This is a genomic window from Pseudoalteromonas sp. MelDa3 (assembly GCF_002863625.1).
GTDB classification, from domain to species: Bacteria; Pseudomonadota; Gammaproteobacteria; order Enterobacterales; family Alteromonadaceae; genus Pseudoalteromonas; species Pseudoalteromonas arctica.
Genome location: NZ_PJBR01000003.1, coordinates 1 through 22,728 on the forward strand (window position 1 = coordinate 1; position 22,728 = coordinate 22,728).

The 22,728-nt window shown below is 39.3% G+C and carries 23 protein-coding genes; 9 read left to right on the forward strand and 14 right to left on the reverse strand.

Annotated elements, in window-relative coordinates; all coding sequences use genetic code 11:
- Positions 1 to 411: 411 nt before the first annotated feature.
- Positions 412 to 1,302 (forward strand): tetratricopeptide repeat protein, encoded by an 891-nt coding sequence (locus tag CXF89_RS00775; RefSeq protein WP_007583526.1) that lies wholly within the window; start codon positions 412 to 414, stop codon positions 1,300 to 1,302.
- A gap of 809 nt (positions 1,303 to 2,111) precedes the next feature.
- Here the strand turns inward: CXF89_RS00775 and deoD are convergent.
- Together deoD and CXF89_RS00785 are read right to left on the reverse strand one after the other, a co-directional pair.
- The gene (gene deoD / locus CXF89_RS00780; RefSeq protein WP_002959109.1) at positions 2,112 to 2,816 is read right to left on the reverse strand and encodes a purine-nucleoside phosphorylase; all 705 of its coding nucleotides are present in this window, start codon (positions 2,814 to 2,816) and stop codon (positions 2,112 to 2,114) included.
- Positions 2,816 to 4,048, reverse strand: coding sequence for a phosphopentomutase (locus CXF89_RS00785; RefSeq protein WP_010555228.1), 1,233 nt, complete (start codon positions 4,046 to 4,048; stop codon positions 2,816 to 2,818). Before CXF89_RS00785 ends, deoD begins: the two co-directional genes overlap by 1 nt.
- Positions 4,049 to 4,240: 192 nt before the next feature.
- On the opposite strand from CXF89_RS00785, the gene udk reads away from it, so the two are divergent.
- From udk to CXF89_RS00800, 3 genes are all read left to right on the forward strand, one after another.
- Positions 4,241 to 4,873 (forward strand): uridine kinase, encoded by a 633-nt coding sequence (gene udk / locus CXF89_RS00790; RefSeq protein ID WP_007583533.1) that lies wholly within the window; start codon positions 4,241 to 4,243, stop codon positions 4,871 to 4,873.
- Between the two features lie 17 nt (positions 4,874 to 4,890).
- On the forward strand, positions 4,891 to 6,117 hold the full coding sequence (locus CXF89_RS00795) for a NupC/NupG family nucleoside CNT transporter (RefSeq protein ID WP_007583535.1): 1,227 nt from the start codon (positions 4,891 to 4,893) through the stop codon (positions 6,115 to 6,117).
- Between the two features lie 308 nt (positions 6,118 to 6,425).
- A complete protein-coding gene (locus CXF89_RS00800; RefSeq protein WP_121953515.1) occupies positions 6,426 to 7,136 on the forward strand; it encodes a substrate-binding periplasmic protein in 711 nt (236 codons plus the stop codon).
- Positions 7,137 to 7,974: 838 nt separating this feature from the next.
- Here the strand turns inward: CXF89_RS00800 and CXF89_RS00810 are convergent.
- From CXF89_RS00810 to CXF89_RS00860, 11 genes are all read right to left on the reverse strand, one after another.
- Positions 7,975 to 8,184 carry a cold-shock protein gene (locus CXF89_RS00810; RefSeq protein WP_002959120.1) on the reverse strand — a complete coding sequence of 70 codons (210 nt, stop codon included), beginning with the start codon at positions 8,182 to 8,184 and terminating at the stop codon, positions 7,975 to 7,977.
- A 235-nt stretch (positions 8,185 to 8,419) separates the two neighbouring features.
- Positions 8,420 to 9,136 carry a hypothetical protein gene (locus CXF89_RS00815; protein WP_024607818.1) on the reverse strand — a complete coding sequence of 239 codons (717 nt, stop codon included), beginning with the start codon at positions 9,134 to 9,136 and terminating at the stop codon, positions 8,420 to 8,422.
- On the reverse strand, positions 9,133 to 9,873 hold the full coding sequence (locus tag CXF89_RS00820; RefSeq protein ID WP_121953517.1) for an iron transporter: 741 nt from the start codon (positions 9,871 to 9,873) through the stop codon (positions 9,133 to 9,135). The genes CXF89_RS00815 and CXF89_RS00820 overlap by 4 nt, the downstream gene beginning before the upstream one ends.
- Positions 9,860 to 10,213, reverse strand: a complete 354-nt coding sequence (locus CXF89_RS00825) for a cupredoxin domain-containing protein (RefSeq protein ID WP_024591521.1) — start codon at positions 10,211 to 10,213, stop codon at positions 9,860 to 9,862. Before CXF89_RS00825 ends, CXF89_RS00820 begins: the two co-directional genes overlap by 14 nt.
- Entirely contained in the window at positions 10,206 to 11,519 is a 1,314-nt protein-coding gene (locus tag CXF89_RS00830) for an ATP-binding protein (protein ID WP_121953518.1), read from the reverse strand. Before CXF89_RS00830 ends, CXF89_RS00825 begins: the two co-directional genes overlap by 8 nt.
- Positions 11,520 to 11,545: 26 nt before the next feature.
- The gene (locus tag CXF89_RS00835) at positions 11,546 to 12,205 is read right to left on the reverse strand and encodes a response regulator (protein ID WP_007376647.1); all 660 of its coding nucleotides are present in this window, start codon (positions 12,203 to 12,205) and stop codon (positions 11,546 to 11,548) included.
- Positions 12,206 to 12,212: 7 nt separating this feature from the next.
- Positions 12,213 to 12,860 (reverse strand): tetratricopeptide repeat protein, encoded by a 648-nt coding sequence (locus tag CXF89_RS00840; RefSeq protein ID WP_121953519.1) that lies wholly within the window; start codon positions 12,858 to 12,860, stop codon positions 12,213 to 12,215.
- Positions 12,861 to 12,881: 21 nt separating this feature from the next.
- Entirely contained in the window at positions 12,882 to 13,652 is a 771-nt protein-coding gene (locus tag CXF89_RS00845) for an SDR family oxidoreductase (protein ID WP_121953520.1), read from the reverse strand.
- On the reverse strand, positions 13,649 to 14,338 hold the full coding sequence (locus tag CXF89_RS00850; protein WP_101216030.1) for an iron-containing redox enzyme family protein: 690 nt from the start codon (positions 14,336 to 14,338) through the stop codon (positions 13,649 to 13,651). Before CXF89_RS00850 ends, CXF89_RS00845 begins: the two co-directional genes overlap by 4 nt.
- Positions 14,331 to 15,800: an AMP-binding protein gene (locus tag CXF89_RS00855; RefSeq protein WP_121953521.1), complete on the reverse strand. Its 1,470-nt coding sequence runs from the start codon at positions 15,798 to 15,800 to the stop codon at positions 14,331 to 14,333. The genes CXF89_RS00850 and CXF89_RS00855 overlap by 8 nt, the downstream gene beginning before the upstream one ends.
- Complete coding sequence (locus CXF89_RS00860; RefSeq protein ID WP_121953543.1) at positions 15,797 to 16,450, reverse strand: thermostable hemolysin; 654 nt, start codon at positions 16,448 to 16,450, stop codon at positions 15,797 to 15,799. The genes CXF89_RS00855 and CXF89_RS00860 overlap by 4 nt, the downstream gene beginning before the upstream one ends.
- Positions 16,451 to 17,085: 635 nt before the next feature.
- Here CXF89_RS00860 and CXF89_RS00865 point away from each other — a divergent pair.
- The 5 genes from CXF89_RS00865 to CXF89_RS00885 all read left to right on the forward strand — a co-directional run bounded on the left by CXF89_RS00865 (position 17,086) and on the right by CXF89_RS00885 (position 21,321).
- Positions 17,086 to 17,709 carry a fused MFS/spermidine synthase gene (locus CXF89_RS00865; protein WP_121953522.1) on the forward strand — a complete coding sequence of 208 codons (624 nt, stop codon included), beginning with the start codon at positions 17,086 to 17,088 and terminating at the stop codon, positions 17,707 to 17,709.
- Positions 17,702 to 18,586, forward strand: coding sequence for a spermidine synthase (locus CXF89_RS00870; protein WP_121953523.1), 885 nt, complete (start codon positions 17,702 to 17,704; stop codon positions 18,584 to 18,586). The genes CXF89_RS00865 and CXF89_RS00870 overlap by 8 nt, the downstream gene beginning before the upstream one ends.
- Positions 18,587 to 18,720: 134 nt before the next feature.
- On the forward strand, positions 18,721 to 19,188 hold the full coding sequence (locus tag CXF89_RS00875) for a MarR family transcriptional regulator (protein WP_007583567.1): 468 nt from the start codon (positions 18,721 to 18,723) through the stop codon (positions 19,186 to 19,188).
- An 8-nt stretch (positions 19,189 to 19,196) separates the two neighbouring features.
- Positions 19,197 to 20,261 carry an HlyD family secretion protein gene (locus CXF89_RS00880; RefSeq protein WP_121953524.1) on the forward strand — a complete coding sequence of 355 codons (1,065 nt, stop codon included), beginning with the start codon at positions 19,197 to 19,199 and terminating at the stop codon, positions 20,259 to 20,261.
- Between the two features lie 10 nt (positions 20,262 to 20,271).
- Positions 20,272 to 21,321, forward strand: a complete 1,050-nt coding sequence (locus CXF89_RS00885; RefSeq protein ID WP_007583570.1) for a DUF2955 domain-containing protein — start codon at positions 20,272 to 20,274, stop codon at positions 21,319 to 21,321.
- Between the two features lie 137 nt (positions 21,322 to 21,458).
- On the opposite strand, the gene CXF89_RS00890 is transcribed toward CXF89_RS00885, so the two are convergent.
- A complete protein-coding gene (locus tag CXF89_RS00890) occupies positions 21,459 to 22,616 on the reverse strand; it encodes a benzoate/H(+) symporter BenE family transporter (protein WP_121953525.1) in 1,158 nt (385 codons plus the stop codon).
- Positions 22,617 to 22,728: the final 112 nt, after the last annotated feature.

Genomic DNA, 22,728 nt, shown 5'->3' on the forward strand with positions numbered 1-22,728 from the left:
AAAGGTTCATTACTTAAGCCCAATGCACCTTTACTTTATAAACCGAATACTTTGAGTATTCTTATATTTTTAACTAATTGAATTGAATTAAGTATTTGTTCATAAAGATTCAGTTAGTATGAAGTTGTTCTCCTGTGAATCCCTACGACATATTGTTGTTTTAAGCAGTTTTTGCCAGCTCATATTGAGCTGGTTTTTTTTTGCCTATTTTTTTCCTAAAACCACCTAAGTATTAGCAAAATGCTCATGCTTTACCCTATTATTGCTAAGCTCACTGGGCTAAAAAATTCTTACAACTATTGCTCCTATCTAAATTAGGTCAATTTTAATCCTGAAAAGTCAACGCGCCCTAGTGCCATTCAGCCCTGCATGTTAAAGTTATTACAGTAATTAATTTAATTAGGCGTACCGATGCGTTATTACCTATCTACACTTTTTGTTTGTTTAACTTTTTTTTCGGGCATAGTAAATTCTGCTGAACAAAAACCAGCAGCCCCTACAGCACAACAAGAGCAACAAGCCCTCAAACAACTTAAAGAGTCTATGTTTAAACCGCTAATGGAGCGCTACATACTCGACGAGCTAAAAGCCGTAAGGCAAGATCAACAAAAGCTCCGTGAGGATGTAACTAAGCAAGTTACTCATGCACAGCTTGATACTGCAGATCGCGCGTTAACATACACTACCGATACTATTAATAATGTATTTTTTATAATTACCGCTACGGCTTCTATTTTGGTTTTAGTGGGCTGGAACTCACTACGCGATGTTAAAAACAAAGTAGAAGATATTGTAAATACACGTGTAAGTGTAATTACTGACGAGTATGAAGACCGATTAAAAATTCTTGAAGAAAAACTACGCGTACGCTCAGAAGAAATACTCAGTAACCAAGAGCGTATATCGGTTACCAACGAGGTTCATTCGTTATGGATGCGTGCCAATTTAGAAAGTGATTTTGCTAATAAAATTGAAATATTTGATGAGATTTTAAAACGTAAACCAGAGGATGTTGAAGCCATTGCTTATAAGGCCGATGCGTTATTAGAAATAAATGAAACAGCACAAGCCATTGAATTGTGTAATCAAGCCATTGATATAGATAGTGTCTATGGTTATGCCTATTGGCAACGAGCATGTGCTTATGCACTAACACATAAGCATGCTGATGCATTAGCCGACATTAAAATGGCACTTGAATACTCTCCAAATTTACGTAATGAGCTATTACATGAGAGCGCATTTGCAAGCTTACATGACAACGACAGCTTTAATACGATAGTAGCTGGTGAAGTTGTTTAAGCACTCGGTATTTGGCCTGTATGATTAGGCGCAACATCATAAAAAAGGGCCTTGGCCCTTTTTTTGTTTTTAAAGGTTAAGTTTGTTGTGTAATTAAGTAATTAGAAGCTGCGCTTCTCGCGCGAGCAAGCTCTGCGCCTACAACACAGCGAATCACGTCAAAATGCGATTATAATATTCACCTGTAGACGCGCTGCTTGCAGGCGTTTAAAAACGCAGTTTTTAGGATGGGTGATTAAGTAATTAGAAGCTGTGCTTCTCGCGCGAGCAAGCTTAGCGCCTACGTGGAAAACTTAACCGGTGGTTAAAATTCACTTGTAGACGCGCTGCTTGCGGGCGTTTAAAAACGTAGTTTTTAGGATGGGTGATTAAGTAATTAGAAGCTGCGCTTCTCGCGCGAGCAAGCTCTGCGCCTACGTGGAAAACTTAACGCGGTGGCTAAAATCCACCTGTAGACGCGCTGCTTGCAAGCGTTTAAAAACGCAGTTTTTAGATGGTTGAATTAATACCAACCCGCAATAATACTTAATCATTTTTAGGGGCTAAACGTGTCGCTACCTGCGTTAAAAAATTCTCATTTAGAACAACTAAATAGCGAATTTTTTGCCTAGCTATCAACACGTTTTTCCATCCTCAAAATAGATCACTTAATTAAGCGAATTGGTATAAGTAATTAGAAGCTGCTACCCATTTTCTTCAGGCATAAAAAAAGCCGCATAAAATGCGGCTTTGGAGGTTTAGTCTCACTTCACTTTGGGCGTGTCTCCAAAACTTAGTGAATACGTTACCAAGGAACTGTTATGTGTTATTTAAGCTATTGACTCTAATGCAATTTTAACCATTTCGTTAAACGTGCTTTGACGCTCATCAGCAGGTGTTGCTTCGCCAGTGATTACGTGGTCACTTACTGTAAATAATGCCATTGCGTTTGCGCCGTATTCAGCTGCAACGCCGTATAAACCTGCTGTTTCCATATCTACTGCTAGCATGCCTAACTTGTCTAAGTCTTTATAGAACGAGTCATCTGCTTGATAGAATGTGTCTGTCGTAAATACGTTACCTACTTTTGCTTTAATTCCTAGCTCTTTAGCAGCGTTTACGCCGTTTAAAAGTAGGTCAAAGTTAGCAATAGCAGCAAAATCGTAGCCACGTACGCGTGCACGGTTTACGTTTGAATCTGTGCTTGCACCTTGTGCAAAAATTACGTCACGAATTTTGATATCTGTGCCAATACCGCCACACGTACCAATACGTATAATATTTTTAACGCCAAAGCTTACAATTAGCTCACGTGCATAAATAGACATTGATGGAATGCCCATGCCTGAACCCATGATACTTACTGGCTTACCTTTGTAAGTGCCAGTGAAACCGTACATGTTACGAACGCCTGTAACTTGTACTGCATCATCTAAAAAGTTTTCAGCAATATATTGCGCACGTAGCGGATCGCCTGGCATTAATACTGTTTCGGCGAAATCACCAACGTTTGCACTGATATGCGGAGTACTCATTAATTGTTTTCCTTTTTATTTGGCGTTTTTAGCTCATTTAAAAAGCTGTCGCCGTAATCAAGCGCAGATAAGCTAAACCACTGTGCCAGTGTTTGACCTATATCTGCAAAGCTGTTGCGTTCACCTAATGGTGTGTTACTCATACCTGGTTGGTATGCAATAACAGGTACGTATTCACGAGTGTGCTCAGAACCTGGAAAGGTTGGGTCACAGCCATGATCTGCAGTGATCATTAATACGTCATCTGCTTTTAACTGATTTAGTATAGTTGGTAAATAGTCATCAAATTCTTTTAATGCTTTTGCGTATCCTACTGGATTACGGCGATGACCAAATTTTTCATCAAAATCAACTAGGTTAGTAAAGATTAAGCTGCGATCTGGCGCGCTTTCCATTACTTCGCTGGTTTTTTCTAGCAAGTTCATAAGCCCAGGTGCTTTATGCTTTTGGGTTATGCCCTGATGCGCGTAAATATCTGAAATTTTACCAATACTAATTACTTCGCCGCCGTCTTTTGCTAGTACATCTAGCAATGTTGGTGCTGGCGGAAGTACTGAATAGTCACGACGATTACCCGTTCGGGCAAAGTCTTGGCTATTTGAACCCAAAAATGGCCGCGCAATCACTCGTCCTATGTTCATTTCATCAAGTAGCGCCCGTGCGATTTCGCAAACTTGATAAAGCTTCTCTAGGCCGAATGACTCTTCATGCGCGGCTATTTGAAACACGCTATCAGCTGAGGTGTAACAGATTGGTTTACCTGTTTTTACGTGCTCTTCACCTAGCTGTTCTAAAATGGTAGTTCCTGATGCATGGCAATTGCCTAAAATGCCAGGAATACCTGTACGAGCAATAAACTCGTCTATAAATTCTTGTGGGAAACTTGGCTGTGTTTTTGGGAAATATCCCCAATCAAATAACACCGGTACGCCTGCCATTTCCCAATGACCTGATGGTGTGTCTTTTCCGCTAGAGATTTCTTTAGCGTAACCCCATGCACCTTGAGGAGCTTGGCGGTCTGAAATTAAACACGGTTCGCCACCGGCAGCTTCGCATGCATCCACCAACCCAAGTTTTGATAGGTTAGGAAGCGACAGTGCACTGCCTGTTTCGTCGTAATATGCTTTTAGTAAGTGAGCGAATGTATTAGCCCCAAGATCGCCGAATTTATCTGCATCTGGTGCTGCACCGATTCCTAGGCTATCTGCCATTAAAATAATTGCTCTTGCCATTTTGACCTCACTTTGATTCTAGGTGGTTACTTTATCCGCTGATCGAATTTTCCGTACAGGACAAAAGTCCTGTTTCATAAAACCTAAACATTATAAATTTGCACCCTTGAGCGAAGCAAAAGAGATTAATCGTGTCTTTTTTGCTATTGTGATCTACCAACAATATATCTTTCTGTGTGGATGAGAACTTTAGTGACACGAACTACTATTATAGCCATTGCAGGCGCATCAGCGTCGGGCAAATCTCTTTTTAGCCAAACAATTTACAATGAGTTGGTTAATGAGCTTGAACCAGGCGCTATCGCCATTATTGAAGAAGATGCTTATTACAAGGATCAGTCGCATTTGCCGATGGCTCATCGTACGCAAACAAATTACGACCATCCAGATGCATTTGAACACGCATTAATGCTTGAGCATTTAACGCAACTTCGTTGTGGTAACTCAGTAGAAGTACCAACGTATGATTATGCACAGCACACGCGTAGCGCAACCACACGCCGAGTGCCAGCTGCTAAAATACTCATTGTTGAAGGTATTTTACTATTGAGTGATAAAGCGCTTAATAAAGAATTTGATATTAAGGTGTTTATAGACACACCTTTAGATATTTGTTTAATGCGTCGTATGCAACGTGATATGGAGCAACGAGGCAGAACATTACAATCTGTTGTTGAGCAATATCAGGCAACTGTTAGACCGATGTTTTATCAATTCATTGAGCCTTCTAAGCATAACGCTGATTTAGTTGTGACTCGAGGCGGCATGAACCGCGTTGCGATTGATATAATAAAAAGTAAAATTAAATATTTACTACAAGAATAACAACGGGAAACATTTGTATGACAACATTTATGAGCTTAGTAGGCATGTGTGTGCTACTAAGCATTGCCTTTGCTGCGTCAACTAATCGCAAGGCAATTAATTTAAGAACCGTTGGTATAGCATTTGCGATGCAAATTGTTATAGGCGGTTTTGTTCTGTTTTTCGAAGCAGGAAAAAATGTGTTAACTAGCATGTCATCAGCCGTCTCGTCGGTTATTGGTTATGCTAATGATGGTATTGGGTTTTTATTTGGTCCACTTGCCTCACAAGACACATTAGGTTTTATTTTTGCAATTCAAGTTTTGCCAGTTATCGTGTTTTTCTCAGCGCTTGTTGCTGTGTTATATCACCTTGGCATTATGGATTGGATAATTAGGATTTTAGGCGGCGGTTTACAAAAATTATTGAAGACCTCTCGCACAGAATCGCTTTCAGCAACTGCAAATATTTTTGTAGGCCAAACTGAAGCACCGTTAATAGTTAAGCCATTTATAGCAACGATGACAAAGTCGGAATTGTTTGCAGTAATGGTAGGTGGCTTAGCCACTGTAGCAGGCTCTGTAATGGCCGGTTACGTAATTATTGGCGTAGATCTTAAGTATCTTATTGCTGCGAGCTTTATGGCTGCACCAGGTGGTTTCTTAATGGCCAAGATGATTGTGCCAGAAACTGAAACGCCTAGAGATAACTTAGCTGATTTAGATTTAGATGACGAAGATAAACCTGTAAATGTAATTGATGCAGCTGCATCAGGTGCTGCAAACGGTATGCATTTAGCACTTAATGTAGGTGCAATGTTACTTGCTTTTGTAGCGCTAATTGCATTATTAAACGGTTTATTAGGCGGTATTGGCGGGTGGTTTGATTACCCAACATTAACGCTTCAAGAAATATTAGGTTATGTATTTGCTCCAGTTGCATGGTTACTAGGTGTGCCATGGGATGAAGCGATTATAGCCGGCAGTTTTATTGGTCAAAAGATAGTAGTAAACGAGTTTGTTGCTTACTTAGACTTTATAAATTATCGCGATACGTTAAGCGCGCACACACAAGCAATCGTTACTTTTGCTTTATGTGGGTTTGCTAACTTATCATCGATAGCCATTTTACTAGGTGGGTTAGGCGGTATGGCGCCTAGTCGGCGGAAGGATATCGCACGCTTAGGGCTCAGAGCAGTGTTAGCAGGATCTATGGCTAACCTTATGAGCGCAGCAATTGCTGGGTTTTTCCTCTCGCTAGCTTAGAAACTTATTGAGATGAACACCGGTGTTGCAAAACAAGAGGATAGCGCTTTAAGGGGTTAAAGCTCTATCTGACTTGAACGATACTTCACCAAGGGCCGCAAGGCCCTTTTATCGTTTTAGGCCTTAATTTTTTAGCCTCACCTACTTCAAACTTCAAGCCACTTATCTATCTAGCCTCCTTTATAGTTATACATAACTCAAATAAACCAATATCTTAGTAACAAGTTCACATAAATAATTTTTTGTGTTTTTCATATTTTCAGCCACACTTATTATTACTTAAGCTAACCGAATGACGATTCGCTATTGTGAAATATATTCTTTATTCTCTTTTTTTAATTTGCTCTGTGTATGTTCAAGCAAAGGAAGCCCTGCTTGTTGTTACAGAGTTAGCACCACCAAATCAAGTATTGATTAATGGCGAGGTAGCAGGTGAAGGTACTCAATTTATTAGAGATATATTTGCTGAGGCTGATCTAACACCTAACATTCAAATGTATCCTTGGGCACGTGCTTATAAAATTGCAGATGAGTTAAAAAACACCTTTATATACAGCCTTGCACGCACTGTAGAGCGAGAAAATAAATTTTATTGGATTGGACCAGTTGGACGATTTGAGATGGGCTTTATCGGCCTATCAGAACGAAATGATCTTATTATAAATAATACTGAACAAGCAAAAGTGTATAAAATTGCAATGCAACGCAATGACTTTTCAACACAAACCCTCACGGGACTTGGCTTTGAAGTTGTTTTAACCTCTGATATTCAAAAATCATACTCCTTACTATTAGCTAAAAAAGTAGATTTAATTGTAGACGATCCTTTATTCATGCAGCAGATGAGTGATTATCTAAAGCTCAAACCAGCACACTTAAAGTTTATTTATAAAATAGATGAGCTAACAATTGATGCTTATTTAGCTGCAAATAAAAAAACAGATATGCATTTAATAGAAGCACTGCAAGCTGCATTTTTAAAAATAAAGCAAAATAAAGGGCTGCCTTACGAAAGATAAATCATTGAAGGTAAGTATGCTTATAGGCGGCAAAATCATCTTTCATTTTTAACTTTTTATATTCTTTGTTAAATCGCTTTATGGCACACACAACTACTTACTTATTAAATGCGATGCAATTGCTAGCAAGCGCACAAAGATGTAATTTTTGCAGCCTTTCAGCACCTTCCCCACTTTATAGTCAAAGGTTCCAGCTGATGCATTATTGTCATTATGAGCCCAAAATTAGATCTATTTTTCTTTTTAAAAACAAATCCATATATTGTTTTCGCCTCCAAACATTAGTAAGTTTTTACCCGCTTTAAAACCAATTTTATTTACTATGATTCGTATATATCACCCCTTACAATTTTAAAGAAAACTGCTTTGCATCTTTTTGATTATTTATACTAATACCAATTCCAATAAATAGAGGTTCACGTTCGGTGTTTTCGCTATTGAAACAATGCCTAAGTGAGGGTCTTTATGAACTAAGTTATAAGCACGCTTCCAAAGAAGCAATTTAAACTCGCAGGTTTTATCAATAGCTGTGCAAATATCTTTTACAATATCGAGAGTACTACTAACAAGCTGGTCTTTGTCGTTTTGAATTTGTTGTTTTGAAATTATAAGGGAGAAATGTTCGGTATAAGTTACAAGCTTCAACTCACTTGCATTAGCGTAATGGTTTAGAAGAATGACTTAGAAGAATAGAAAAACAAATATTAGGAGGGGCTTAATAATAGCAATATCATTTAGTTAATTTACATTGATAATGGACGTTGCTTGGTTTGAGTCAAATTTCAGACACAAAAAAAGCGCCTTAAGCGCTTTTTTTCATTTTACTTAAAAAGTAAAATTATACAGCTGTGATGTTATCAGCTTGTGGACCTTTTTGACCTTGTGAAAGAGTAAACTCTACACGTTGGCCTTCAGCTAAAGTTTTGAAACCTTCGCTTTTGATTGCTGAGAAATGTGCGAAAACGTCTGGGCCATTTTCTTGCTCGATGAAACCAAAACCTTTAGACTCGTTAAACCACTTAACTGTACCTGATACGATGTTAGACATTGTAATATCCTGAAATAAAAATAAAAATATGCTCATAAGAGCGGGTGTAGCAAAAAATGAGATGGTACTTTAAAAACTTCAGGACGGTACTACAAGTATTACTTATATCGAAATGGAGATTTATAGCTTACATGCTTTCTTTCTAGCTGCGGCCCACTATATAGAGTTTAAATAATATGTCAAGTACCTATCTATAATCAGAATAATAAACAACCAAAACTACTTTTAGTTGTTATTAAAATTCAAATTCTAATGCGAGCCTAAAACTATGGTTTTTTTCTGATTGGCTTATCTCAGTGATGAAACCCGCTTCCCATTTTAATTGCTTTTGCCCATCAAAGCGCTGTAAACCTATAAAGCCAGGCCCTATACCAATAAAGTCTTCACCTACGTAAACCTCTATAGAAGGCTGGAAAGCAGAGCGATATCGATAGCGATATTGTGCTCTAAACTCACTTTCCCATTCGTTTTTAATGTCTTGCCCCCACTCATAAACCAAAAAAGCGTTTAGCGTAAGACTTGTTTTTCCAAATTCTTTTTCGATCACAAAACCCGAAGTTGCCTCATACACATCTTCGTTATGCTTTTTTTCAAGCTCAAATAACGCGCCCCAATCAGCCCATAATTTACCTTGCTCAATTAATTGCCAACGTAGCTCAAGCTCATAAGCTTCTAAACCAAAATCGCCGTTATCGTCTCGCTCACCAACTAAATAGCCTTCCAGTGCCATTGTATCGTTAATAGCACCACCGCCACCCAAACGCTGCGCTAGTATGTTGCCACTATCTGTTTGGTGCGACACTAATCGCCACTCAAACTCACGCTCAAAAGGCAAAACATAGGGGTGATATACCTTATCAACAACAATACCATCAGCCTTTACTTGGATTGAGAATACCAACAAACAAAGAGCGGTAAAACTAAGCGCTAAATATAGGTTGAGTGCTTTCATACACGTTCCTTAGTTATTGAAGCTGGAATAACATAACAAAGCAATAAAAATAACACGCTGCTTGTACTATATATAAGTACACTCATTAAATCAGGAGTGGCCTCGTAACCAACAAGAGCACGCAGTACACGGCCGAGCTCAGAGTTTTCGTTTAACAAATCACGTAAATCCCACACTGTTGAGGTATTTGTAATTAAATCTATTTGGCTTGCTAAATCCAGTGCAACTAATAACTTAGCCGCGCTGTTAAAAGCAAGCAAAGTAAAAAGCGGATACATACCAAAACGGTGCTTAATTGCATTCATTAAAAAGTACAGCAATACGCTAAAACTTAAACAAATTCCAACACCTAATAAAGTGCCAATAAATAAGCTTTGCCCTGCATCATTATTTTGCCAAAAACTGGTGAGGTAAATAATATAGTGGCTTAAATAGAGCGTTATTGTGCTTATAACTGCGATATAAAATGCCGCTGACTTTTGCTTTAGTGCAAATACCAATACAGTAATAAATATAGTGATACATAGCCCTATTTGTGAGTACTCTAACCCTTGGTGTTCAAACCACTGGCTCACCCACGACGCACTTTGCATGTACAAAAACGACATTACCGCGCCTATTACTAAAGCAGACCCTATTTTTAAAGAGCTTTGTTTTTTAACTACTTGCAGTAGCACTAATAAAATAGCCACAGGTAGTAATTGATTAAGGCTCATGACTAAACTAGTTATTAGCATGCTGCGCCCCTTCATCGCTAACTATAACAACGCCCCTTGCTGTATTTGGCGAAAACTCACCAAAAAACTCGTAATGCCCTTTACTTAGCGGTCCTATATAAATAATACTTTTACGATTTGGGTAGAGTACTTTTTCTCTGTTTAGATCAAAGCTATCAAACTCTTCTGGTGTACTATCTTGGTTTTCTATCAATAGTTTTACTTTTTTATTTGCGGGAATAATTATTTGCGAGGGATAAAACAAATGATCTTTTAAAATAATAAGGTACTCTTTACTCGCCGCGTTAAACGACAAAAATAGCAAACAACAAAGACATTGATTAAATAAACGTTTAGTCACTTTTTACTCCTGTAAAAGTAACCTTAACGGTTAGTCCGCCTAAAGGGCTATTCGCTAAATGAATACTTGCGCCATAAATAGCAATTATGTGTTGAACAATCGCCATACCTAAACCCGCACCTTGCTCGCCTGATGGATGTTGATCGCCACCCACGCGATAAAAGCGATTAAATATCCGGTCTTTTTGCTCTTCGGTCATGCCCGCACCAGAATCATCAATTTGCCAACTAAAGCCGTTATTACTTGACGCTAATTTAATTATAATTTGACCATTATCAGGTGTGTATTTTATGGCATTGCTAAGTAAATTAGCGATGAGTGTGGTTAATGTAAATTCATCACCATTAATTACAAAATCATCACCTTCGAGGCTAATCGTTTGATTTTTTCCGTCTATTTTGTCGTATTGCTCCGATACAACTTGCTGAGTAATCGCTAGCAATGACTGCTCGCTAAACTGCCTCTGCCATTGCTCAGGCTGAGTGCGCCCTAAAATTAGCATTTGTTCAACAATATTACTTAAGCGATTAATGCCTTGTGACATTGCTTGGAGTTCTTGATGGTTTTGCGAGTTGCTTTGCTTACTAGCTAAATTGTGTACATTAATTTTTAAGCTACTGAGCGGGGTACGTAATTCGTGAGCTGCATCTGAAGCAAAAAAGCGCTCTCGTAAGTAAGCGGTTTCTACTCGTTTAAATAAATCGTTTAAACGATTAATAACAGGTTTAATTTCTTCGTCGGTTACCTGCCAGTTAATTGGCGTAAAGTCGTTTGCTTGGCGAGTAGCCAACTGCTTAGATAGTCGGGTAAGAGGGGCTAATGCGTATTTAACAAAAAAACTTATAAAAATAGCAAGCAGAGGGACAGCCCATAACATAGGTAACATTGCAGATAAAATAACGGCTTCAGCTAATTCAAACCGCTTTGACATAGGCTCAGCAACGATGACTTTACGGGTATTTTTTCTCATCACAAACACTCGCATGCGCTGCCCTCCTACATTGGCAGTTTGAAAGCCCTCGCTAAAACTAATTTGGTTATTTGATAAACTCGATGAGCCACTAAGTAAACTATTATTTTGCCAAATTTGATACAACAACTGAGCACTATTATTGCTTACTTGTACTGCATTTGTGCTTAGTGCTAATGGTTGTTCAATTAAAACGCCAGCCACTATTTTAAGTTCATTATCAAGCAAGTTTTCGCCGTGGTGCATGCTTTTTTGATAGCCTTTTACTAATGCTAAAAAGCAAGTAAGCACCATCATTGAAAGTAAAATTAAGGTCAGACGTTTACGAATAGACATTTTCAACCTCGAAAGATAAACACACCCTAACGCTTACCAACCACGTAACCAATGCCACGTAAGGTTTTAATAAAATCGCTAGGGAATTTTTTACGAAGATGATGAATATGCACCTCTATGGCATTAGAGCCAACTTCTTCACCCCATTGGTAAAGTTTGTTTTCGAGTTGTTGTTTTGATTGCACCCTTCCCTGATTTTCCATCAGCGCTTTTAAAAGCATGTATTCTTTACGCGGCAATGTAAGTGATTTCCCACTAACTGTCACCGTATGCGCTGAGCTGTCTATTACGACTTCTCCGTATTGTAACAAACTAGATTGAGTTTGATTAACACGTCGACTTGCTACACGTAGTCGAGCAAATAACTCAGCAGGATCAAACGGCTTTGCAAGGTAATCGTCAGCGCCCATGTCAAGCCCTTGGACTTTGTCATCAATACTGCCGCGAGCAGTTAAAATAACCACCGGAATAACTTTTTTTTGCGCTTTAATATGCTTTAAAACTTGCGAGCCGTCGCCATCAGGTAATCCTAAATCGAGAATAACAAGCTCAATTTCACCACTAGAAAGGCACTCTAAGGCGTGTTTTACTGTGCCACTATGCTCTACGCTGTAGCCCTCTTGACGCAAAGAGCGAATAAGCCCTTGCGCCACTAAATGATCGTCCTCAACGAGTAATAAATGCATTATGTGTTTATCTTTTTAGTTTTTTATCTACTTTTACCAATAGCTGGCTTATTGCTTGTTGGCGATATTTATCTGCTTTTGCACGAGTATCACGAATGCCCGCGGCTTGTGCTACAAGTAGTCGTGCTTTAGCTTGTTTATAATCGCCTTCGTCATACAAGTATTCACCGTATAAGTAATTAGTATCAATGCCTTCGAGATTAAAAGCGAGCGCTTGTTTAAATAATTTTTCAGCTTTGTCGTCATCACCAAAACCAATTGGCCAACCAGGTACTTTGCTATAAAGCGTTGCAAGGCTTGCGTAAGCTGAGCCATTTAATGCACTGCCATCTATTGAGAGTGCATTTTCGAGTGACGTTTTTGCCTCTTTTGCTAAACCAAGTGCACCCAACCCGCCTTTTGCGCCTGCAAAGCTGGCTAACACAATGCCATTCCAAATATGTGTTTGCGCCGAACCTGGATAGTTTTGAACAAATAATGCGCTTTGCTCACTTAGTTGCGTAAACGCGTCTATTTGCGCATCGTCTTCAAGTTCGTAATTAGCAGTTGCCCACTTTTGTTGAATAGAGGTTAAGTCTTGTGTTTCATCTGCGTGTACTGCGGTTGCAAATACAATTGTTAGTACTAAATAAAATGCGAGTGTAAATTTATACATAATTTTGCCCTTGTGTGTTTGTTAACTTAAAAAACGTTTAATTTTGGGAAGTTGTTTTGCAATAGCGTTGTCAACAACGCTTGGGAATGCGCCATTTATGCGTGCAAATAATTTTTCAGGAAAACCAATAAAACGCCTTGTTTGATTCGAATTTATAAGTGCTAATAACTCTTGAGCAACTAATTCTGGCGAGTCCATTTTATTACCGAGCTCTTTATTCATTGCCCGCGCTTTACTACTATTAATGGATGTATCTGTTGCCCTTGGTGCTAAATAGGTCACTTTAACGCCTGAACCATTCAACTCACGCGAGAGCGCTTCTGTAAAACCACGTAAACCAAATTTACTGGCGCAATAAAGTGTTTGAAACGGGTAGCCAATACTGCCAAACGATGAGCCCACGTTAACAATGGTGCCTTTGGTATAGTGTAACTGCCCTAAAAATAGCTGGCATAATTTAATAGGCACCGACAAATTAGTAACGAGCATATTGTCTATTTGCTCAGAACTTGTGTGCTCTAAGCTTTGCATTGTATTTATACCAGCATTGTTAATAAGTAACTTAACGCCACCGAGTTGCTTGGCTTTTATTGCTAAGTTAATGCGTGTTGTATCGTCGGTTAAATCGCCCGTAAATATTTCACTGTCTGGGCATGCACTACTGAGCTCCTCAAGGGCTTGCGTATTTCGCCCTACAAGCAGTAACTTCCACCCTTTTGCATATAGGGCTTTAGCAATCGCTTGCCCTATTCCGCCTGTTGCGCCAGTGAGCACACATAAAGAGCTACTCATGCCAATTTGCCTTGTGCACTTGCTTTAAAAAACGGTTCGTCATCGAGCCCACGAAATATATCGCCGTATAAACGATAAAAGCGCTTTGCACCATGGAGTATGGCTTGTTGATCCGCCTCATCTGTTATTTGGTTCATTAGGTTTTCAAAAAACTTTACATGCTCTATATCAAGTGCGCCGTGAGAGGTTAAATAACTAAATGCTTTTTTAGGTAAGCCCACAGCATTTGCAATATTTGAAGCTGCGCCATCAGCAAGCGCTATAGAAGTGCCTTCAAGCACATGCACCATGCCAAAAAAGCTCAATGGATTTTTACGTGTAATGGAGTCGTACGCATACGACACCATCATTTCGGTAGCAAATTGCGGCTGACTACACCGTACTGTTTCTTTGTCAAAACCACAGGCTGCAATATCATTAAGTACCCACTCTTGATGACCTATCTCTTCTTCAATGTATTCTGCGACCGCTTCGCGCAGCCACTCTTGATCGTCGGTTAATCGCGCACCAACCGACATCATTAATGGCACAGTGTGCTTAACATGGTGATACGCTTGCGCTAAAAACGAGGCGTATTCTTCAAGTGATGCTTCGCCTTTAAAAACACGCTGAATAATAGGCGCTGCAAGCAGATAGTTTTGCTCTTGTTTAGTTTGCTCTTTGAGGGTGTTAAAAAAATCACTCATTAATTACTTCTCCAAGTCGGTAAAATTGCTCAAACACAGCATGGTACTGCTTACTTATGGCATCTCGTTTTGGGCGATTATTTGTGGTTAATAATCCTTGTTGCACACTTAATGGGGCAGTTAAACGATACCATTTTTGAATTCGTGAATAGTCGGGTAGTTGTTTATTAATTGCGTTAATGTATTGAGCTAACACTGGGTTACTTAGCTTTGAATCGGCGTAAATAATGGCGGTTAAAAAAGGTCGACCTTCACCAAACACAACCGCTTGTAAAATTCCGCTTTGACTTAGTAATAGTGATTCAGGCCACTCGGCACTGATGTTGCGACCCATGCTGGTAATAATTAGGTTTTTTAGGCGGCCTTTAATAAATAAGGTATTTTGATGCTGCTCGACTAGATCACCGGTTGCATACCACTGGTTTTTGTCGTGAGGTTGATGATTTAAGTAACCTAAAAACAAATCGCCTTTTATAAAAAGCTGGCCATTTTCAATTTTGGTTTGAATATGAGGTAACACAGAGCCTGCACTGTGAAGGTTATCGTTTGTGGGCGTATTTAAACTAACTACAGATGCCGCCTCAGAAAGCCCATAACCTTGGTATACCGGTAAATTTAAGCTACGCGCTTTGGTTAATAGCATTTCGCTGACAAGCGCACCACCTACTGCAATAAACTGTAACGAACTAGGCGGTTGCCACCCATCTTCTGCAAAAGCAACTAAGCATGCTAATAGTTCAGGCACTAAAATAAGCGTATTTGGCTTAACTTTATCAATAGCAGCTATAAGCTGTGCGGGTTGTTTTAATACAGTTCCAACAAAGCCTAATTCATTTAACGGCATTAAATGCACTGTACCGCCACTTTTTAAGGGGGCATACACACCGGCTATATTTTCAAGCAATACAGCAAGCGGCAATAAACATAAATGAACAGGCTTTTTAATATTAATCTTATCGCACAGAGATTGAGCTACCTGCATTTGGCTATTTGCAGATAAACACACGCCTTTTGGTTGCCCAGTCGATCCTGATGTAAACGTTACTTTTTGAGTTTCTGGAAAATAACTGACGGGTTTAGCTACAACGATTTCGTAAATATATAATGTGTAAAACTCAAATAAAGTAATCGATGCAGTCGGCTCCCCAAGTAAAGGGTTTAGCGTGTCGCAAATAAGTAAATTAGCGCCGCATTGAGCTAGTACATATTGAGTTTGTTGTTCACTAAAAAAGTGAGCAATTGGCACAGCCACTTTGTTAGAAACTGCAGTAGCGGCATCAATAACAAGCCAAGCTGGCGTATTATCGAGCTTATAAGCGACACATTTGCCGTTAAAGCTTTGTAGTATTTTTACTACTTTTTGTATTTGCTGGTTAAACTCACCACCGTTAATTTCAAGTGTTTGCTCTTTATTATGGGCAATAATTAATGGCGATATTGAATGTGTATTATAGTAATTCATACATTCACCAATGCATTTACCAAAGAATTAATACTTGAGTGGTTTTGCTGCATCAAACTATAAAGCATTGGGGTATTTAATACTTGTTGGTGAGCTTGCTCTAGGCTCACAATGCATACTGTTGGTTGGTTGGCGTAATAGCTGCCCCACTTTAATGGGTTCTCAACTACAAAACTGCTCGCAAGTGCAATTTCGGTACACGTAACACCAAGTAAGCGCAATAAAGCACGCACTTTGTTGGTTGCACAAAACACTAAATGTTTTGCCCCCACACTTTGCAGAGCTTCGTTAACAATAATAAAATGTGCAAGTGTTGCTCTTCGATTTGTAGAGCAGAGATTACCAAGTTCAAAAATCTTATTGCGAGAAATGCTCTCATCTAAAAAATCTTCAACGGGTGATGCTAAATATTGCTCAATAAACAATGGCGAAGTTGCTTGCCTTAGCCCTAACGTGCACTTTCCTTGCTCGGTAACGTATTGGCAAAGTAGTGGCATAAAAGAGGTAAGCTTAGCGTTATACGCAACTAAAAAACCTTCTTTCACTGTGTTTTCGAGATTTTTTCGATGCACATCATTAATACGAGCACTAATAAATTGACTGTTATTTTGTGTTAAACCTAATGATGTAGAAGTGTGGGCTAATTGCATAAGCTCGCTCATTTAAACCTGTTTATATTTCAGGGTTTAAACTTAACGAGTGAAACTTAAAGAAAACTTAAGAAAATTAATTTAAATGAAAAAGCGTCTTAAGTGTTAAATCGCGAGGGCCTAGGCAAGCTAAATAGATCAGAATTCAACTAACTAACAAATTGCTATAACAAAACTTCTTTTTTAAATTAAACTTAGGTTAATTATTACCCTAGGGCCTATTTATCTTTCGAGGTTAAATTTGCAGCAGCATGTTTGGTTTTTAGGCAAGGCAGAGCCTATGTAGTGTGGTTATTCCCCATTAATGGGCGATAACGCAGCATAAATACCAAACATGCGCTGCCCTCTGGGTTCTTTCTAGGGACGATTAACTCTTTGTTGCCTGCATGGATGTAGGTAAGGGGCGTGAGCAGGACGCGGAAGCTTTGCTCGGTTTTTACTTATTCTTACATGGGTGTAAGCCAGTAGGGTAACGCAGGAGCAGTTACCGAGCCCACTAGGTTACAAACCTCGCGCCGCGATTAAATCGCCCCTAGATAGAACAATTTTTAATCCTGAAAGGTCAACAGGCCCTAGCAGCTTTGTATGCATCACGTTAGTATAGTGTTCTACTTAAGTTACATAACGATAATTACATGAGCATAAAAACAAACGCGTTAATTTACTTTTTAGCTTTTTGCAGCGGCTTTTGCATAATGGGCATTGAGCTTTTAGGTGGGAGAATTCTTGCCCCCTTTTTTGGCAGTAGCGTGCATATTTGGGGCAGTATAATTACTGTGTTTATGCTTAGTTTATCTTTTGGGTATTTACTTGGTGGTAAACTCAGCACTAAAAATGCATCCCTTACCAAATATGGTTTAATATTTTTAATTGCCAGCATTATGGTTGTGCCTATTACATTATTTTCGCAGCCAATAATGGAATTTATATTTACCCATATTGAAGATAGCCGCTACGGCTCGCTCTTAGCGTCAACTGCTTTATTTTTTATACCTACCGTTATTTTAGGCATGATCTCGCCCTACTCTGTGCGCTTACTGGTAACAGATAGCGATAAAAGCGGCCAAGTGGCTGGGCGTTTATACTTTGTAAGTACGCTTGGCAGTGCCCTGGGTACTATAATTACCTCGTTTTACTTTGTACTCGCGTTTGACGTGAATACAATTATTAGCGCCTTTGCTTTAACGCTTGGGTCACTGGGTTTAGTAGCGATTGTTATTAATACCTTGGTTAATAATAAGGGGCTTGCTCATGCTTAAATATTTGCTACTGCCATTAATTGTGTTTTCAGGTTCTGCGTTTAGTAACGTTATTCATGAAGAACGCTCGCTTTATCGCAATATTATTGTTGAAGAAACGAGCGACTTACGTTGCCTTAAATTTAATACTAAAAGTAGCCAAACAAGCCAAAGTTGCATGTATAAAAGCAATCCCGACAAACTTGTTTTTAATTACACAAAATTGACGTTTGCGAGCCTTTTAGTAACCGACAACCCTAAAAGTGTACTTATTATAGGATTAGGTGGCGGTACGCTTTCTAATGTTATTCATGAGCTATACCCCACTGCAAATATTCATAATGTTGAAATAGATCCTGCAGTAACTAAAGTTGCACGCGATTACTTTAACTTTATAGAAAACGACTTAGTGACATCAAGCGTGCAAGATGGCCGTATTTTTATAAAGCGCGCCGCTATTAAAAAGCAAAAGTACGATTGGATTATTTTGGATGCGTTTAACGGTGACTATATTCCGGAGCATTTGCTCACTAAAGAGTTTTTTGAAGAAGTACAAAGCGTATTAGCCGATGGTGGCGTTATTGCCGCAAATACGTTTTCAAGTAGTAAACTTTATGAGCATGAGTCGGCAACTTACCACGCTGTATTTGGCGACTTTATAAATGTAAGCCGCGAAAATCGCAGCAACCGTATTATTTTAGCGGGGCTTAAATCAATACCGAGCGAAGCCCAAATTAACACGCGTGTTAATGCTCTCGCCCCTAAATTAGTAAAATACGGTGTAGATATAAAAGCGATTAGCCAACTTATGCACTTTACTAAAGACGGCCAAGATTGGCCTGCAGATACAAAAGTACTTACCGATCAATACTCCCCAGCTAATTTACTTAACTTTTAAAACTCCCTAAACCTCACCATTTTTTTACAGGTGAGGTTTAGCAAATATTTTGCCACTTCCCGCACTTACACATATTTACTTAGCTTGCTAAGTAATGATAAAATAGTTAGCTTGCTAACTATGTTGGGATGGCTATGCCTACACAAAAACCTTTTCACGAGACGCTCGATTTAACAGTTATCGGTAATATGGGCCGAGTTCATCGCTTATGCCGCGAAGCAGTAACCATTGCTGTTGAGCCTTTGGGGCTTACTCAGTCGCGCTGGACTGCACTAATGCATATAAATATGCGTGGTGAGGGACTAACACAACTTGAACTTGCTAATAGCTTGGGGATAGAAATGCCTTCACTGACTCGTACGCTTAAGCAATTAGAGGAGCAATCGTTAATCGTTCGCCGTGTAGACAAACATGATAAGCGCAGTAAAAGACTCTATTTTACTGAGCAAAGTGATGCCATTTTACATTCATTGCAAGAAACCATTTCCGATATAAAAAATCAGTTATACAGCGGTTTATCTGTTGAGCAGCTAGATGCCATTGCATTTGGTTTGATCAAAATAGAGCAAAACGCCCTTAAATGTATTCAAGTTAATAAGTAAGGCTAAAAATGACACCGGATCAAAAGTTTGCACGCTATGTAAGGTTTTCTCTCATAGGGTTTATCTTAGTATTTATTTACTATTTAGTGGCCGATATGGTTTTGCCTGTGACACCACAGGCACGTGTATACCACCCTGTTGTGCAAATATCACCGCAAATTAGTGGCCGAGTCACTAGTGTGCAAGTTAATAATAACCAACCAGTTAAAGCGGGCGATATATTATTTAGTATCGATGAAGGCCCATATAATTTAGCCAAAGAGCAAGCTCAACTCGCGCTTGATGATGCCAAATTACAAAACAAGCGTCTTGATACCAATGTAAAAGCCCTTGAAGCACAAATTAGTGCTGCAAATGCTAAGCAGCATGAGCAAAAGCTATTAAAAAGCAGAGGCGAAAAACTCTATACTCAAAAGTCTATATCGGAGCAAGAGCTTGAAAGCATTCGTGCTAATTTTGAAGCCAGTAAAGCAAATGTTGCGGCTCTAGAAGCGCAGTTAGCTGAAGCAGTTTTAGCTAGAGGTGACTCAGGTAATAAAAACTTAGCTATGCGTCATGCAGCTAACCAGTTAGCGCAGGCTGAGTTAAATTTATCCTACACGCAAGTACGTGCACTAAGTGACGGCGTAGTTGCTAACTTACAATTATTAGACGGCGCATACGCAGTTGCAGGTAGCCCATTATTAGCTATTGTCGCTAAAAAAGCCGACTTAGTTGCCGACTTTAGAGAAAAGTCACTCTCAAATATGAAGCAAGGCACTCAAGCGCGCGTAGTATTTGATAGCCGCCCAGGTGAAGTTTACGACGCAATACTAGAAACATTTGAAGCAGGTGTTAGCAACGGTCAACTTAGTGCAAATGGTTTACTAAGTACAACAGAAACCAGCAATCGTTGGGTACGCGATGCACAGCGTCAACGTATTCATTTAAAGCTCGTAAATCATCAAGACTTAATAGCGAACATGCCAAGCGGGTCACGTGCAACAGTACAATTATTACCCGAATCGACAATTGGGCAATGGTTTGGCTCTGCACAAATTAGATTTATTAGCTGGTTACACTACATTTATTAATGGAGGCTTTATGACTCAAATTGTTAGCCAAGGCCCACAATTAGACTCTAATGGCCTTCGCCAAGCACTACGCATTGCAGGTGGATGCACCCTTGGCTTTACTATTAGTAAATTAATGAACTGGCCTAATGGTATATTTTTTACCGTTTATCCTATGTTGATATTGGGCATGGTACCTACGTTAAGTCGTGGGCTCATAAATCAATTTATAGCATCTGCTGCATTTAGCGCGCTTATAGTGCTGATAATGCAGGGATTGTTTTCTCACTTACCAGTAGTTATGACATTATTAGTGTTTGGTGTTTTTTGCTTTTTATTTTACCAAATGAGTAGCGGTAGTGCCTTTTTATTTGGCGCTTTAGGCGTGATAAGCCTTTCTATTCAGCTACATTTTTCGAGCTATGTTGATGAAGGAAGTAGTATTTATCCGTTAATTTTAACTAATGGTTTGGCTATATTTTTAACCGTTGTTATTGGAGCATTAATGCATGGCCTATTTCCTGATGTAACCGCAAGGCCCGGGCGAGTAATGCCAGCTAAAGCAAAAGAAAGTATTCGCCATGAGGTATTGTTATGCTCAACCGTGGCTACGCTCTCTTTTGTGGTTTTTCAGGTTCTTGATTTACAAGACTCAATATCTGCGCAGGCAGCATCTGTGCTTATTTTGTTTTCATTGTGCTGGAAAGCCGCAGGTATGGCTGGTTGGCAGCGAGCAATTGGAACGCTTATAGGGTGTAATGCAGCGTTACTATCGCAACTATTTTTGTATAGTCACTCTGATTTTTTACTTTTTCCGATGGCTATTTTATGGATACTTTCGTTTCTTTTTGCGCGTTTTCATATTTTAGGCGGAGGCATACCTGGTATTGGTTTTGGTGTGCTGACTACGTTTGGTATTTTATTTGGGAACTCACTCGGGCCAGGCCAAGATCTTGTTTATAGCGCAATGTACCGGTTTAGCTCGGTATCGGTGGCTATAATATTAAGTCTGTGCGTTGTGTATATTATGCACCATATACTTAATCGGTTTAGTGTAACTCGCCATCATACTTTTGATTAGGTAAATCTTGTTTTATAAAACTAAAGGCTGCAATTGCAGCCTTTTTTATAAGCTTAGTTAAGCTATTTTAATGATATAAATAAACTATAATTTTGTTTTAAATACTCACCAACGGCTCTTTGTACACAATAAAGCTTTTAGTCTTTTTGGGTGATAAGGAGCGTAAGCACACCTGCTATAATTCCCCAAAAAGCAGACCCCACTGATAGCAATGTTAAGTTAGATGCTGTTACTAAAAAAGTAACAATTGCGGCCTCCGTATATTTAGTGCTACTAAGGGCTTGCTGCAAACTATTAGCAATGGTGCCAAATAGCGCAATGCCCGCCAAAGCTAAAATAAGTGCCTGCGGTAAACTTGCTACCAACCCAACTAATGTAGCTGCGCACAGCGCCATTAAAATATAAAATGCGCCCGCCGCTATACTCGCCCAATAACGTTTATCATGATTTTTATCCGCTTCATCACTCATACAAATAGCAGCGGTAATAGCGGCTAAATTAATAGAGTAAGCTCCAAACGGGGCGGTAAGCATATTTACAAAACCAGTCACATTAAGAGACGCAGATATAGGCGCTTTATATTTATGCGCTTTTAAAACAGCAATACCCGGTAAATTTTGCGATGTCATGGTAACTATATAAAGTGGTAAACCTATGCTAATGCATGCTTGCAAGTGAAAAACGGGTTCAATATAAGCAAATTCGCTCATTTTCCAGTGCAGTGCACTGGTATCAATATGGCCCATTTGCCAAGCGAGTAATACACCTATAATAAGCACACTTAACATAGCAAAGCGGGCAAAAAAGCGTTTACCAATAAAGTACATAACAACCATTAAGCCAATCACTAAAGGCATGTCGTTCATAAAATTAAACACATCGATACCAAAGGTAACAAGTACGCCGGCCAACATGGCGCACGCAAGCTCACTTGGAATACGGTTCATTATTTTTTCAAACCAGCCCGTCACCCCCGACAAAAAAACGAGCAATGCACTGAGCATAAACGCGCCAATAGCCTCGTTTAAGTTATACCCTTGTGCACTTGAAATCAGTAATGCAGCCCCCGTAGTAGACCACGCAATTAAAACAGGCACTTTGTAATAGTACGACAAACCTATTGACGTTGTGCCCATCACTAAACCAAGCATTAAAATCCAACTAGCTACTAAATCGGGCGTGCCTCCAAGGGTTATCACCACCTGATAAATCAATGCAATGGAACTCGAAAAACCAATAATTACAGCCACAAGCCCTGCTGTAATTCGGTTAAGCAACTGATCAGACACCTTCATAAATCCCTCGTAATGCCATTTATGCAGCACACAACATACGTGCCCGATAAATGCATTGCAATTAGCGATTAGTTTACAAAGAGTGAAAAAATTCACTTTTTATTTTCATTGT

Coding starts and splice junctions, on each gene's coding strand:
- CXF89_RS00795 (WP_007583535.1), top strand. CDS start 4,891: ATGACAACATTTATGAGCTTAGTAGGCATGTGTGTGCTACTAAGCATT.
- CXF89_RS00850 (WP_101216030.1), bottom strand. CDS start 14,338: ATGAGTGATTTTTTTAACACCCTCAAAGAGCAAACTAAACAAGAGCAA.
- CXF89_RS00815 (WP_024607818.1), bottom strand. CDS start 9,136: ATGAAAGCACTCAACCTATATTTAGCGCTTAGTTTTACCGCTCTTTGT.
- CXF89_RS00860 (WP_121953543.1), bottom strand. CDS start 16,450: ATGCAATTAGCCCACACTTCTACATCATTAGGTTTAACACAAAATAAC.
- CXF89_RS00870 (WP_121953523.1), top strand. CDS start 17,702: ATGCTTAAATATTTGCTACTGCCATTAATTGTGTTTTCAGGTTCTGCG.
- deoD (WP_002959109.1), bottom strand. CDS start 2,816: ATGAGTACTCCGCATATCAGTGCAAACGTTGGTGATTTCGCCGAAACA.
- CXF89_RS00845 (WP_121953520.1), bottom strand. CDS start 13,652: ATGAGTAGCTCTTTATGTGTGCTCACTGGCGCAACAGGCGGAATAGGG.
- CXF89_RS00785 (WP_010555228.1), bottom strand. CDS start 4,048: ATGGCAAGAGCAATTATTTTAATGGCAGATAGCCTAGGAATCGGTGCA.
- CXF89_RS00855 (WP_121953521.1), bottom strand. CDS start 15,800: ATGAATTACTATAATACACATTCAATATCGCCATTAATTATTGCCCAT.
- CXF89_RS00875 (WP_007583567.1), top strand. CDS start 18,721: ATGCCTACACAAAAACCTTTTCACGAGACGCTCGATTTAACAGTTATC.
- CXF89_RS00885 (WP_007583570.1), top strand. CDS start 20,272: ATGACTCAAATTGTTAGCCAAGGCCCACAATTAGACTCTAATGGCCTT.
- CXF89_RS00810 (WP_002959120.1), bottom strand. CDS start 8,184: ATGTCTAACATCGTATCAGGTACAGTTAAGTGGTTTAACGAGTCTAAA.
- CXF89_RS00820 (WP_121953517.1), bottom strand. CDS start 9,873: ATGCTAATAACTAGTTTAGTCATGAGCCTTAATCAATTACTACCTGTG.
- CXF89_RS00840 (WP_121953519.1), bottom strand. CDS start 12,860: ATGTATAAATTTACACTCGCATTTTATTTAGTACTAACAATTGTATTT.
- CXF89_RS00835 (WP_007376647.1), bottom strand. CDS start 12,205: ATGCATTTATTACTCGTTGAGGACGATCATTTAGTGGCGCAAGGGCTT.
- CXF89_RS00880 (WP_121953524.1), top strand. CDS start 19,197: ATGACACCGGATCAAAAGTTTGCACGCTATGTAAGGTTTTCTCTCATA.
- CXF89_RS00890 (WP_121953525.1), bottom strand. CDS start 22,616: ATGAAGGTGTCTGATCAGTTGCTTAACCGAATTACAGCAGGGCTTGTG.
- CXF89_RS00830 (WP_121953518.1), bottom strand. CDS start 11,519: ATGTCTATTCGTAAACGTCTGACCTTAATTTTACTTTCAATGATGGTG.
- CXF89_RS00775 (WP_007583526.1), top strand. CDS start 412: ATGCGTTATTACCTATCTACACTTTTTGTTTGTTTAACTTTTTTTTCG.
- CXF89_RS00865 (WP_121953522.1), top strand. CDS start 17,086: ATGAGCATAAAAACAAACGCGTTAATTTACTTTTTAGCTTTTTGCAGC.